The organism is Mediterraneibacter gnavus ATCC 29149 (genome assembly GCF_008121495.1).
Taxonomy (GTDB): Bacteria; Bacillota; Clostridia; order Lachnospirales; family Lachnospiraceae; genus Mediterraneibacter; species Mediterraneibacter gnavus.
This window is the reverse complement of the sequence record NZ_CP043051.1, coordinates 2,411,654-2,425,041: the sequence shown is the minus strand read 5'-3', so window position 1 is coordinate 2,425,041 and position 13,388 is coordinate 2,411,654. Positions and strand designations below refer to the sequence as shown.

Below are 13,388 nucleotides of genomic sequence, written 5' to 3'. Positions count from 1 at the left end.
ACCAGGCAGGATGCCTTCCTTTTTACGGGAACATATCCTGCCTGGTTTTTCTGATTATTCTGTTTCTATAAAATATCAATATGTTCGCCTGCAAGTGCCTTGTTCATACTTCGCACCGCACAGAATTTTCCGCACATGGAACAAGTATCCTCATGTTCAGGCTTTCTCTCATTCCAGATCCGTTTTGCCGTCTCCGGATCCATGGCACACTCCCACTGTGCTTCCCAGTCCAGATTTCTTCTGGCTTGTGCCATCCTGTCATCTGCCTGTCTTGCTCCCCGCACTCCTTTTGCAATATCTGCCGCATGTGCCGCAATCTTAGACGCCATGATTCCCTGTTTTACATCTTCCAGATTCGGAAGAGCCAGATGCTCTGCCGGTGTCACATAGCACAAAAATGCCGCTCCTGCCGATGCTGCCACGGCTCCGCCAATCGCAGAAGTAATATGGTCATATCCCGGAGCAATATCTGTCACAAGTGGTCCCAATACATAAAACGGCGCTCCCTGACAAATGGACTGCTGCACTTTCATATTTGCCTCGATCTGATCCAGAGGCATATGTCCCGGACCTTCCACCATCACCTGAACATCCTTCTCCCATGCCCGCCTGGTCAGTTCGCCCAGACGCACCAGCTCCTCGATCTGGCAGACGTCCGTTGCATCTGCAAGACATCCTGGTCTGCATGCGTCACCGAGTGAAACCGTCACATCATATTCCCGACAAATATCCAGAATCTCATCATAATATTCATAAAATGGATTTTCTTCCCCTGTCATACACATCCACGCAAATACAAGAGAACCACCTCTGGATACGATGTTCATTTTTCGCTTATGCTGCCGAATCTGCTCGATTGTTTTACGCGTAATGCCACAGTGCAGTGTCACAAAATCCACTCCATCCTGTGCGTGAAGACGGACCACATCGATAAAATCTCTGGCAGTCAGCGTATCCAGATCCCTTTGATAGTGGATCACGGAATCATAGATTGGAACAGTACCGATCAGCGCCGGACACTCACTGGTCAGCTTTCTTCGAAATGGAATTGTATTTCCATGAGAAGACAGATCCATGATGGCATGTGCGCCCATCTCAACTGCCTGCATCACCTTCTGCATCTCCACATCGTAATCTTTACAGTCTCTTGAAACTCCCAGATTTACATTGATCTTTGTACGCAGCATCGAACCGATTCCTTCCGGATCAATACAGGTGTGATTTTTGTTGGCACAGATGACAACCTTTCCTTCTGCCACCAGCGGCATCAGCTCTTCGGTCGTCATATGTTCTTTTTGTGCCACGATCTCCAGTTCTTTTGTCACAATCTGTTTTCTCGCTGCTTCCATCTGTGTTGTATAGTTTCTCATATGCATTCCTTTCCATGCCCGCCGCGGAGTATGCAAAAAGCTGCTGCAACGCAAACGCATTACAGCAGCAATTTTTCTTCTCAGATCCTATCACTTTCTCTGTATATCCCTACGTTGGCATTATCCAAATCAGGTTACGGGTTTTAAGCGATCCAGCTTTCTCTCAGCCTGCTTTCTGCAAGCACCCCTTTTTTGTTTCTGTTGATATTATAAACACTCTCATTCTTGGAATCAAGTGTTATCTGAATTTTCTTTTTGCCCTTGAGGAAGCTCTTCGCGAAGTCCCAGTATCCCTTCAACCAGAATCTTCACGTCATCCAGAATATAATCAAATGCACCGGCCTGACACATATTGATCAATACCAGTCCCAACGGAACTGCCAGAATCATACCAAAGACTCCCTTGATCTTATATCCCACATATAAAAGCAGCAGTGTCACCAGCGGATTCATTCCCATGCTGTCACCTACCAGCTTTGGCTGCAAAAGCTGACGCACTACCTGGGAAACTGCATAGATGATCACCAGACCGGCTGTAATTTTATATTCACCGATAAATACGGAGTAAATTGCCCATTGGATCAACGCAGTTCCCGTTCCAAAAAATGGCAGAAAATCCAAAAATGAAATCAAAAATGCAACCAAAACCGCATAATGAATTCCAAGCACAAGAAATCCGGCAAACAGGATCAAAAAAACAACACCCATGATCTTAAACTGCGCCTTGAAATATCCGCCTACTGCATATTTCAGATTATCCATCACCAGGATCATCCTCTTTTCCACAGACGGCGGTGCGATTTTATGAAACCATGCGATCACTTCTTCTCTCTGGATTGTAAAAAAGTAAGCTGCCAGTATCGCAACAATGAAAGAAATCAGATAGGACGGAAGTCTTTTTGCAAAATTTCCCGCAGCCGTCACCGTCGGCTCGCTGATTTTCGAAACAAGATTCCCCATATAAGTATCCAGATTCTCCACTATCGTTGTCCACCCATTCTGCACTCCCCGGGGAAGCCTGCTGAACGCACCGGATAAGGTATTTCCAATCTCACGCATCCCCTCTTCCAGCTGTGCATAAATATCCGGAAAGTTCTGAATCAGATCTGTCACTTCCGCTGCAATCCTGCTGACTGCAAAATATCCCACTAAAACGATCAGCCCAATGACCATGATAACAATCATTGCTGTTCCCAGCTTCTTTACGATCTTCAATCGCTTTTCCAGCCAGTTCACCAGAGGTGTCGCAATGGCAGAAATGATCCAGCCCACAACGAACGGCATGAGAAATCCGATTGCTTTTACGCCCAGGATAATAAACGCAGCCGTTGCCAGTATACTGAACATAAGACTTACCGCCACTTGCCAGTAAGGTCTCTTTCGCTCCATAAAAATCTCCTTCCCGCATCGTGCTTTTCCTGTTTACTCTATCATTCTCCGAAATTATTCTTTCGTTTCATCCTCCAAAAATCTTTCCGGAAACAGATATTCCCGCTCAGCCAGATCCCAGATTTCGTCTCTTCCCTGCTTTGTAACCGAAGAAAACGGGATTACTTTTGTTCCCGGAAGCAGATTCAGACCTGTTTTTAACATCTTCACATGCTTCTGCACCTGACTGCGTTTTAATTTATCCAGCTTTGTAGCAATGATGATCGGCTGAAATCCCTGATCGACGATCCACTGATACATCATCTTGTCATTTGCCGAAGGGTCATGCCGGATGTCGATCAGAAGAAAGACTGCTTTCAACTGTTTTGATGTATGCAGATACCGCTCGATCAGATTTCCCCACTGGATCTTTTCTTTTTCGGAAACCTTCGCATATCCGTATCCCGGCAGATCCACCAGATAAAGTTCCTCGTTGATATTATAAAAATTAATCGTCTGTGTCTTTCCCGGTGTGGCAGAGATCCGGGCATACGATTTTCGGTTCATCAGCGCATTGATCAGGGATGACTTACCCACATTGGATTTCCCCGCAAACGCAATCTCCGGTTTTTCATTTTCCGGCAATTTACTTGTAATTCCACAAACAGTTTCCAGATTGATATTCTTTATTACCATAGTTTACTCCCCTCCGGATATTTTATCCTGATCTTCTGACACAAATGCTGCCTTCAGCACTTCCTCCATATGCTCTACAGGCAGGATCTCGAGTCCTTTTGTGATTTCCTGAGAAAGCTCTTCTACATCTGCCAGATTCTTTTTGGGAACAAGAACTGTTTTTATCCCGGCATTTTTCGCAGCCAGAAGCTTTTCCTTTAATCCTCCAATCGGCAGTACACGTCCGCGCAGAGTCACTTCTCCTGTCATGGCAATATCTGCACGCACCTTTTGTTCTGTGATCGCAGAAAGCATTGCAGTTGCCATGGTGATTCCGGCTGACGGACCGTCTTTGGGCACTGCACCCTCCGGAATATGTACATGGATATCATGTTTTTCAAAAAAGTCATCCGCAATCTGATAATCTCTGCTGACAGAACGGATATAGCTGATCCCGGTCCGTGCCGATTCTTTCATCACATCTCCAAGCTGACCTGTGAGCATGATCTCTCCTTTTCCAGGCATCACATTCACTTCGATCTGGAGGGTATCCCCACCCACACTTGTCCATGCCAGTCCACGCACAATCCCGATCTCATCCGCTGCATTTGCCATCTGATACGTAAACTTCTCTTTTCCCAGATATTTGAACAGATTCTTCTCTGTAATTGTAACACTCTTTTTCCCGGTTGTAAGTATTTCTTTTGCTGCTTTTCTGCAAATATTGCCGATTTCTCTCTCCAGCTGACGTACTCCCGCTTCTTTTGTATAGTTGGATGCAATCTTCCAGACTGCATTTTTGCTTATTTTCAGCTGTTCTTTCTTCAGACCATTTTTCTCCAGCTGTTTTGGGATCAAATGCTCTGTCGCAATATGCAGCTTCTCATTCTCTGTGTAGCTGGTCACCTCGATCACTTCCATACGATCCAGAAGCGGACGCGGAATCGTCTGCAGTGAATTTGCAGTGGCAATAAACAGCACTTCCGACAAATCCAGCGGAACTTCCAGATAATGATCACGGAATTTGTAATTCTGTTCACTGTCCAGTACTTCCAGAAGCGCAGAGAACGTATCTCCCTTATAGTCTGTGCTGACTTTATCAATTTCATCCAGAAGCATCAACGGATTCTTGACACCTGCCTGACGAATTCCATTTGCGATGCGTCCGGGCATTGCTCCTACATATGTTTTTCTGTGTCCCCGGATTTCTGCCTCATCCCGCACTCCGCCAAGTGAAATCCTTACATACGGCTTCTTCAGTGCCTTTGCAAGAGATCTGGCGATCGATGTTTTTCCTGTTCCCGGCGGTCCCACCAGACACAGGATCGGGCTCTCCCCTTTTTTCGTCAGAGAACGTACTGCCAGAAATTCCAGAATTCGTTCTTTGACCTGTTCCAGACCATAATGATCTGCTTCCAGCACTTCCTCTGCATATTTGATATCCTGATTGTCCTTCCCGGCTTTATCCCACGGCATCTCAAGCAATGTTTCAATATAGGTCCGTATCACACCGCTTTCTGCCGGACTGTTCAGTGAGCTTTTAAATCTGCTGATTTCTTTTTTCAGCTTTTCGTTCACTTCTTTTGGCGCTTTCAGATTCTTTGCTGCTTTTTCAAATTCTTCCGCATCGGACAATGTAGAATCATCCCCCAACTCCTCCCGGATCAGCTTCAGCTGCTCCCGAAGAATGTATTCTTTCTGATGCTTATCCACACGTTCCTTCACCTTTTGCTGCAGTTCATCTTTGATATCCATGATCTGCACTTCGTTGACCAGCTTAAACGCCAATGTCTCATATCTCTCCCAAAAATCCACTTTTCCGAGGATTTCCTGTTGATCAACATAATAAAAAGGCGTGTTTGCAGCAATCTCATCCACCAGCTTTTTCAGGCTTTTGATCTCCAAAATCTCTGCCACTGCTTCTTTTGACATTTTTCCGTTGCGAGCGGCATAGTCCAGAAAAGTATCTTTAAGACTCCTTGCCATTGCCTCTCCATTTAGATCATCCTGAATGACAAGATCGGACTCATCGATCACCTCGACCTCTGCCCGCAGATACGGCGTATCCTGCTGAAGCTGTTTTAAGATTCCTCTTGTTTCTCCTGAAACAAGTACCCGGACGATATGCTTTGGAAGCTTCATGATCTGTTTGATCGTTCCAACAGTTCCCACCTCGTAAACATCTTCCTGTGTAGGGTCGTCTGTTTCTATTGATTTTTGTGCCACAAGAAAAATCTTCTGGTCTCCCGCCATGGCTTCCTGAATCGCTGCGATTGATTTTTCTCTGCTCACATCAAAATGTACTACCATTTCCGGCATGATAGTCATTCCACGCAGAGCTACCATCGGAAGGCTTTTTATTTCTCTGTTCACCTGTATTTTCCTCCTGCTTTTTGTTTTATCCAAAATCAAAACAAGCGGGTACATGGTCCTCCCTATGCACCCGCCTGTGTTATCTATGCACTTTCAGATGTCAGAAAAGATTTTCGCTCTTCTCCATCGCACTCATACAATGGCTGACCCTTTCCTTCCACAACATCTTTTGTAATCATACATCCTTTGATGGTATCATCAGATGGTACACGGAACATTGTATCCATCATAATATCTTCCATAATGGCTCTTAATCCTCTGGCTCCCGTTTTCCTTGCAAGAGAGGTCTCTGCGATCGCATCCAGAGCTGCTTTATCAAACTCCAGCTTTACGCCGTCCAGTTCCATCAGCTTCTGATACTGCTTCACAAGAGAGCTCTTCGGTTCTGTCAGAATCCGGATCAAAGCCTCTTTATCCAGAAGATCCAGAGATACTGTAACAGGAACTCGTCCTACCAGCTCCGGAATCAGACCAAACTTCACCAGATCCTGCGGAAGCACCTGATGCAGCAGTACATCTACATCCTCCTCATGCTTCTTAGCTATCTCTGCATTAAAGCCGATCGACTTCTTATCCAGTCTGGTCTCAATGATCTTATCAATCCCTTCAAATGCACCGCCGCAGATAAACAAAATATTGGTCGTGTCTATCTGGATCAGTTCCTGATGCGGATGCTTTCTTCCGCCCTGCGGCGGAACAGATGCAACGGTTCCCTCAATGATCTTCAAAAGCGCCTGTTGAACTCCCTCTCCGGATACATCTCTGGTAATGGAAGGATTCTCAGACTTTCTTGTGATCTTGTCAATCTCATCAATATAAATAATACCATGCTCTGCACGTTCAATATCGCCATCTGCTGCCTGAATCACTTTCAGGAGGATGCTTTCTACATCTTCCCCCACATATCCGGCCTCTGTCAGAGCTGTCGCATCTGCGATGGCAAACGGAACATTCAGTATCTTTGCGAGGGTCTGGGCAAGCAGAGTCTTTCCGCATCCGGTCGGTCCAAGCATCAGAATATTACTCTTCTGCAGATCCACGCCCAGATCAGAACCTGCCATGATCCGCTTGTAATGATTGTATACAGCAACAGAAAGAACCTTCTTTGCCTCGTCCTGTCCGATTACATATTCATCAAGGAATGCCTTGATCTCCTCTGGTGTCAAAAGATTGATATCATCAAATTCTCTTCTGTCATCATCGTATTCAAACTCTTCTTCTATAATCTCCGAGCAGACCTCGATACACTCATCACAGATATAAGCGCCGTTCGGCCCTGCGATCAGCTTTCTCACCTGAGACTGCGGCTTATTACAGAAGGAGCATCTTACTATATCATCACTTGCTTTTCCTGCCATATCACTCTCACCTCATATTGCCGACACAACATTAATGTTTGGCAATTACCTCATCTATTAATCCATAAGCTTTTGCTTCTTCTGCAGACATGAAGTTATCACGTTCTGTATCAGCCTTGATCGTCTCCAATGGCTGCCCTGTGTTTGCTGCCATAATCTCGTTCAATTTCTGACGGGTTCTCAGGATGTGCTCTGCTGCGATCGAAATCTCAGTTGCCTGTCCCTGTGCTCCGCCGGATGGCTGATGAATCATAATCTCTGCGTTTGGAAGCGCAAAACGTTTTCCCTTCGCTCCACCGGAAAGAAGGAATGCCCCCATGCTTGCTGCCATACCGATGCAGACTGTAGAAACATCACATTTGATGTACTGCATGGTATCGTAGATTGCCAGTCCCGCTGTCACGGAACCTCCCGGGCTGTTGATATATAACTGGATATCCTTATTCGGATCATCCGCTTCCAGGAAAAGAAGCTGTGCTACGATCACACTCGCAGATACATCATTGACCTCTTCTCCCAGAAAAATGATTCTTTCTTTTAACAGTCTTGAATAAATGTCGTAAGAGCGCTCTCCACGGCTTGTCTGTTCAATAACATAAGGTACTAAACTCATTTGCTTTTCCTCCTTATTATGCTGACTTAATCTGCCGCTGCCTGCGGCCCCCTCTCACTGCGGATTCACGGTACTGTTATGTACCAGAACAGATTATCCCTCTACAGATTCGTTTACAAGCAGAGTGATTGCTTCCTGAACTGCAAGATCCTCTTTGATCTGTTTCTTCTCGTTCTCTCCCATAAACTCTTTGAGTTTTTCAACTTCCATCTGGTATGCTTCCGCCATTTTTGTGAGTTCTTCTTCTACACGCTCATCAGAAACTTCGATGTTCTCAGCTTTTACGATCGCTTCCAGAACCAGTCTTGTCTTGATGCTCTTTTCAGCCTGTGGTCTCATCTCTTCCAGCATCTTCTCTGCTGTCATTCCTGTAAACTGGAAGTACTGTTCTACAGTCAGACCCTGCTGCTGAATACGGCGTGCAAAATCATCTGCCATTTGTCTTACCTGGAACTCGATCATTGCTTCCGGAATATCCATCTGTGCGTTCTCGATTGCCTGATCTACTGCCTGGTTTTCTTTCTTTTCTTTTCCAGTTCTCTCTTTGCGCTCTTTGATGTTTTTCTTTACTTCCGCTCTGTATGCGTCCATTGTCTCACATTCAGAAACTTCAGAAGCAAATTCATCATCCAGCTCCGGAAGTTCTTTTGCTTTGATTGTGTGTACTGTACACTTAAATGTAGCATCTTTTCCTGCAAGCTCTTCAGAGTGATACTCTTTCGGGAATGTCACATTCACTTCTACTTCTTTGTCGATCTCAGCTCCGATCAGCTGCTCTTCAAATCCAGGAATGAATGATCCGGAACCGATTGTCAGCGGATAATCTTCTCCTTTTCCACCTTCAAATGCAACACCGTCTACAAATCCTTCGAAATCTAATGTTACTTCATCTTTATCCTGAACTGCGCGGTCTGTCACTTCGATTGTTCTTGCATTGCGCTCGCGCTCTTTTTCAATCTCTTCATCAACTTCCTTCTGTGTCACTCTTGTAGATACTTTATCTACTTTCAGTCCTTTGTAATCTCCGAGTGTCACTTCCGGTTTTGTAGCTACTTCTGCTGTGAAAATGAACGGTTTTCCTTTTTCCATCTGTACAACCTCGATCTTCGGCTGAGACACGATGTCCAGTTCACTTTCATCATAAGCTTTTGCATATGCGTCCGGAATCATGTTGTTTGCTGCTTCATCATAGAATACTTCCGGTCCGTACATTTTTTCGATCATCTGACGCGGAACTTTCCCTTTACGGAATCCCGGAATATTGATCTGTTTGCGCTGTTTTAAGTAAGCTGCCTGCAGTGCTTTCTCTACATCTTCTGCGGCTACTTCTACTGTAAGCTTCGCCATATTATGCTCTAACTTTTCTACCTGTAAACTCATCTTTCTATTTCCTCCTTGATTCGTACCATTCAAACGCAAATTGTATATTCGCAGTCATTGAATTAGTATAGCATAGTCACTTCAATATTTCCAGTACTTTTTAATAATAAACTACTCCATGCCCGATTTCTTCTGCCTTTTCCTTTCCGCACAGGAGCTCGATCAGCTTCAATGCGAATGGAATCGCGGTTCCCAGTCCCCGGCTTGTGATCATATGCCCGTCTACATTTACCGGCTCTTCATTTGTCTCTGCGTGAGAAAGTCCTGACTCCATGCCCGGATAACAGCATGCTTTTCTTCCTTCCAGAAATCCCAGTTCTCCAAATACAGTAGGCGCTGCACAGATTGCTGCCAGATAACGCTCTTTTGCATAAAATTCTTTGAGCAGCGCACACAAATCTCTGTGTTCTTTCAAATGCTTTGTCCCCGGCATCCCACCCGGCAGTACGAGCATATCCATTCCCTCAAACTCCATCTCCTCAAACAGGGCGTCTGCCTCGACACCGATTCCGTGTGAGCCATGTACTGTCTTTTCTCCTGTGACCGATACGTTCGTCACAGTAACACCTGCCCTGCGCAGCAGATCCGTAACCGTAAGTCCTTCGATTTCTTCAAATCCTTCTGCGAGAAATACCGCAATCTGTTTCATGATCATTTCCTCCTGACTTAAAATCTGAACCTGATTTTCATTTCTTTCATATGGTAAAAAGTGTAGCAAATCCCTGTTAAAAATGCAATGCCTCCCCGTTTACATTTTCCGTTTTTCATATTATGATGATACCGGATATCAAACAACAAACGATGTTTTCAAAGAAAGGAGTTTTTCATGGAAATCGAGCGCAAATATCTGATTTCATCTGTCCCCTTTGCTCTTTCATCATATCCATGCCGCAAGATCGAACAGGGATATCTCTCCACTGCACCTGTGGTACGTATCCGCCGGGACAACAATGACTACATTCTGACTTACAAATCCAAAGGAATGATGATCCGGGAAGAATACAATCTTCCGCTGACAAAAGAATCCTATGAACATTTAAAAGAAAAAATCGACGGACGGCTCATCACGAAAAAAAGATATGTGATCCCTCTTAAGGATTCCCTCTTTATTGAGCTTGATATTTTTTCCGGAGACCTTGCGCCTCTGATGCTTGCGGAAGTAGAATTTCCTGATAAAGAGACTGCCAATCACTTTACTCCACCCAAATGGTTCGGCGAAGACGTTACCTTTTCTTCTTCCTATCATAACAGTACACTCAGCAAACTCTGATATCAACTTTTTGTGGCTTTTTGTTCTTTCGCTACGTTTTGTCGCATAGATATCTATTTATAGGGAAAATTGTTATAATTTACTAAGCTTTTAACAATTCCCTGTAAATGGAGGTACAGCAATGTCTAATATTCAGCTTGTTGAAAATTTATACCGTCTTCGTAAAGCACATCACTACACTCAGCAAGAGATCAGTGACTTGCTCAATATTTCCAGACAGGCTTATTCCAACTACGAAACCAGTAAACGGACACCGGATCTGGATTCTCTGATGCGTCTGGCTGATATCTATGGAGTATCTCTCGACCAGCTGGTCAATCATCCCTGTACAAAAGACGGACTGATCCTCGAACAGAAAGGTCCCTTTACGTATGCCATGGAGATCGACACTGCCGATACACTCTATCTTACGCGGGAAGAAGTCGAACTGATCAAGGGATACCGGGCCATGAATCCGGAAGATAAATTACTATTGAAAAAACTATTGTAATAAAGAAAAAGGAAATCCGCCAGCTCCAGTCGGATTTCCTTTTTTTATTATTCTCCCAGTCCAAATCTCTCGTGAACTGCATTGATCGCACGTTCTACATCGCTTTCATTGATCAGAACCGTGATTCTTACTTCTGATGTTGAAATCATATGGATGTTGACTCTGGCATTTGTCAGTGCCTCGAACATCTTGGCAGCAACACCCGGATTACTCATCATTCCTGCTCCGACAATCGAGATCTTCGCTACACTCTCCTGAGAATTGATTTCCTGGATCGTCAGCGCTTCTTTATTTTCTTCCAGGATCGCCAGTGTATCCTGAAGATCATCCTCTGCCACTGTAAAGGAAATATCTTTTGTACCGTCTCTTCCTACAGACTGAAGAATGATGTCCACATTGATATTCTTCTTTGCAAGTGTATTGAAGATCTTGAACGCTGTTCCCGGTTTGTCTTCGATTCCGATGACAGAAATTCTCGCTGTATTTTTATCAGATGCAACTCCGCTGATTAACAATTTTTCCACTTTTACTACCTCCTTGACCACCGTACCTTCTTCTCTGTTCATGCTGGAACGTACAACCAGCTGTACTCCATATTTTTTCGCCATTTCCACAGAACGGTTATGCAGGACATTCGCCCCCATGGATGCCAGCTCCTGCATCTCATCATAACTGATTTCTTTTAATTTTCTCGCAGAAGGAACAATTCGTGGATCTGCGGTATACACACCGTCTACATCCGTATAAATCTCGCACGCATCTGCGCCCAGAGCCGCTGCGATTGCAACTGCCGTGGTATCTGAACCGCCCCGTCCCATTGTCGCATAATCCTCATATTTGTTCACTCCCTGGAATCCAGTGACGATCACGATCTTCCGGTATCCCAGTTCGTGGAGGATTCTCTCAGATTCTACCTTCTTGAATCTTGCATTTCCATAGGTGGATGTGCTGTGCATCTTTACCTGGAATGCATTCAGCGATACTGCCGGGATTCCCAGCTTATGAAATGCCATCGCCATCAGTGACACAGAAATCTGTTCCCCTGTTGTCAACAACATATCCATCTCTCTCTTGGATGGATTCAGATTAATCTCTTTTGCTTTTGCGATCAGATCATCTGTTGTGTCTCCCATCGCTGAAAGGACCACGATCACATCGTGTCCGTTTTTATAATCTTCCGCGCAGCGCTCTGCCACACGAAAAATACACTCTTTATCTGCGACCGAACTGCCGCCAAACTTCTTTACTATCAGCATTTTTTCTTCCTCTCTGTTTACCGTTCATTGTCCATCTCAAAAAGACGGGAAAGCAGCCTGTGTCCTTCTTTCTCGAACAATGGGCTCTTATTGCCCAGTCTTTCTGAATACTCCGGCATTCCTTCTGCTTTCTTTCTGGAATCATATAAAAGATACGGAACCGGATTACCGGTATGTGTGCGGACACAGATCGGCGTCGGATGATCCGGAAGGACTAACATCCTGAAATCCATGCAAAGATCTTCCAGTTCCCCAACGATCGGTCCGATGATCTTCTGATCGATATTTTCAATCGCCTTAATCTTATCCGGAATACTTCCCTGATGTCCCATCTCATCCGGTGCTTCAATGTGTACATATACAAAATCATAATCCTGCGCCGCCAGCGCGTCCACTGCTGCCTCCGCTTTTCCTGTATAGTTCGTATGAAGTCCTCCGTTTGCACCTTCTACGATAATATTGTCAAGCCCTGCTCCTACAGCAATCCCCTTCAACAGATCCACTGCTGAGATCATGGCTCCTTTTTTATGATATTTTTCCTCGAAAGAGGTCAGCATCGGCCTGGTACCTGCCCCCCAGAACCATACGGAATTGGCAGGGTTGAGTCCTTTTGCCTTTCGCTCCAGATTCAGCGGATGATTGCTTAAGATCCGGTAGCTGGTCTCCATCATTTCCCGAAGTACCGCATCCTGAGGGAGATACTCCCCAATCCGCTTTGTCAGGATATCATGAGGCGCTGTCAATTCGACTACACTTCCGAATTTATGGATCAGCAAATGCCTGTAACTCGTGCCTGTATAAAACTCATACCCACCTCTTCGCATTTCCTGCATCAGGGTCTCCATCAGAACAGCCGCATCCTCAGTGCTGATCTCGCTGGAACTGTGATCCAGAATCCGTTTATCCTCATACCGCTCTTCTTCCTCGGACAAGGTCACCAGATTACAGCGAAAAGATACATCGGTTGGCGCCATATCCACCCCGATACTCAACGCCTCCAAAGGGGAGCGTCCGGTATAATATTCCTTTGGATCATATCCGATCACAGAAAGATTCGCCGTATCACTTCCCGGAGCCATCCCGTCGGGAACAGTCTGCACCATGCCAATCTCTGAAATCTGCGCCATGCGGTCCAGATTTGGAGTATGCGCCTTCTCCAGAGGTGTCATACCGCCCAGTTCTTCCAATGGTTCATCTGCCATCCCGTCACATAAAACAACAACATATTTCATACG

General features: G+C 45.1%; 12 protein-coding genes and 1 riboswitch. Of the genes, 2 read left to right on the top strand and 10 right to left on the bottom strand.

Annotated elements, in window-relative coordinates; translation table 11 throughout:
- Positions 1-65: 65 nt before the first annotated feature.
- The 8 genes from thiC to FXV78_RS11965 form a co-directional block, all read right to left on the bottom strand.
- On the bottom strand, positions 66-1,370 hold the full coding sequence (thiC, locus tag FXV78_RS12000; RefSeq protein ID WP_009245232.1) for a phosphomethylpyrimidine synthase ThiC: 1,305 nt from the start codon (positions 1,368-1,370) through the stop codon (positions 66-68).
- Between the two features lie 89 nt (positions 1,371-1,459).
- Positions 1,460-1,569, bottom strand: a riboswitch (TPP riboswitch).
- A 32-nt stretch (positions 1,570-1,601) separates the two neighbouring features.
- Entirely contained in the window at positions 1,602-2,759 is a 1,158-nt protein-coding gene (gene ytvI, locus FXV78_RS11995) for a sporulation integral membrane protein YtvI (protein ID WP_004844540.1), read from the bottom strand.
- 54 nt (positions 2,760-2,813) lie between these two features.
- Positions 2,814-3,434 carry a ribosome biogenesis GTP-binding protein YihA/YsxC gene (yihA, locus tag FXV78_RS11990; RefSeq protein WP_004844541.1) on the bottom strand — a complete coding sequence of 207 codons (621 nt, stop codon included), beginning with the start codon at positions 3,432-3,434 and terminating at the stop codon, positions 2,814-2,816.
- Positions 3,435-3,437: 3 nt separating this feature from the next.
- Complete coding sequence (gene lon / locus FXV78_RS11985) at positions 3,438-5,732, bottom strand: endopeptidase La (RefSeq protein ID WP_243250508.1); 2,295 nt, start codon at positions 5,730-5,732, stop codon at positions 3,438-3,440.
- A gap of 137 nt (positions 5,733-5,869) precedes the next feature.
- Complete coding sequence (gene clpX, locus FXV78_RS11980) at positions 5,870-7,144, bottom strand: ATP-dependent Clp protease ATP-binding subunit ClpX (RefSeq protein WP_004844543.1); 1,275 nt, start codon at positions 7,142-7,144, stop codon at positions 5,870-5,872.
- Positions 7,145-7,175: 31 nt separating this feature from the next.
- Positions 7,176-7,757: an ATP-dependent Clp endopeptidase proteolytic subunit ClpP gene (gene clpP / locus FXV78_RS11975; protein ID WP_004844544.1), complete on the bottom strand. Its 582-nt coding sequence runs from the start codon at positions 7,755-7,757 to the stop codon at positions 7,176-7,178.
- A 93-nt stretch (positions 7,758-7,850) separates the two neighbouring features.
- Positions 7,851-9,137: a trigger factor gene (gene tig / locus FXV78_RS11970; protein WP_004844545.1), complete on the bottom strand. Its 1,287-nt coding sequence runs from the start codon at positions 9,135-9,137 to the stop codon at positions 7,851-7,853.
- Positions 9,138-9,237: 100 nt separating this feature from the next.
- On the bottom strand, positions 9,238-9,786 hold the full coding sequence (locus tag FXV78_RS11965; RefSeq protein WP_009245236.1) for a DJ-1 family glyoxalase III: 549 nt from the start codon (positions 9,784-9,786) through the stop codon (positions 9,238-9,240).
- A gap of 177 nt (positions 9,787-9,963) precedes the next feature.
- On the opposite strand from FXV78_RS11965, the gene FXV78_RS11960 reads away from it, so the two are divergent.
- The gene (locus FXV78_RS11960) at positions 9,964-10,407 is read left to right on the top strand and encodes a CYTH domain-containing protein (protein WP_004844548.1); all 444 of its coding nucleotides are present in this window, start codon (positions 9,964-9,966) and stop codon (positions 10,405-10,407) included.
- Positions 10,408-10,528: 121 nt separating this feature from the next.
- Positions 10,529-10,897: a helix-turn-helix domain-containing protein gene (locus FXV78_RS11955; protein WP_004844549.1), complete on the top strand. Its 369-nt coding sequence runs from the start codon at positions 10,529-10,531 to the stop codon at positions 10,895-10,897.
- A 47-nt stretch (positions 10,898-10,944) separates the two neighbouring features.
- Here the strand turns inward: FXV78_RS11955 and FXV78_RS11950 are convergent, their stop codons facing one another.
- Together FXV78_RS11950 and FXV78_RS11945 are read right to left on the bottom strand one after the other, a co-directional pair.
- Complete coding sequence (locus FXV78_RS11950; RefSeq protein WP_004844550.1) at positions 10,945-12,153, bottom strand: aspartate kinase; 1,209 nt, start codon at positions 12,151-12,153, stop codon at positions 10,945-10,947.
- A gap of 17 nt (positions 12,154-12,170) precedes the next feature.
- Entirely contained in the window at positions 12,171-13,385 is a 1,215-nt protein-coding gene (locus FXV78_RS11945) for a cofactor-independent phosphoglycerate mutase (protein ID WP_039960164.1), read from the bottom strand.
- Between the last annotated feature and the right edge of the window lie 3 nt (positions 13,386-13,388).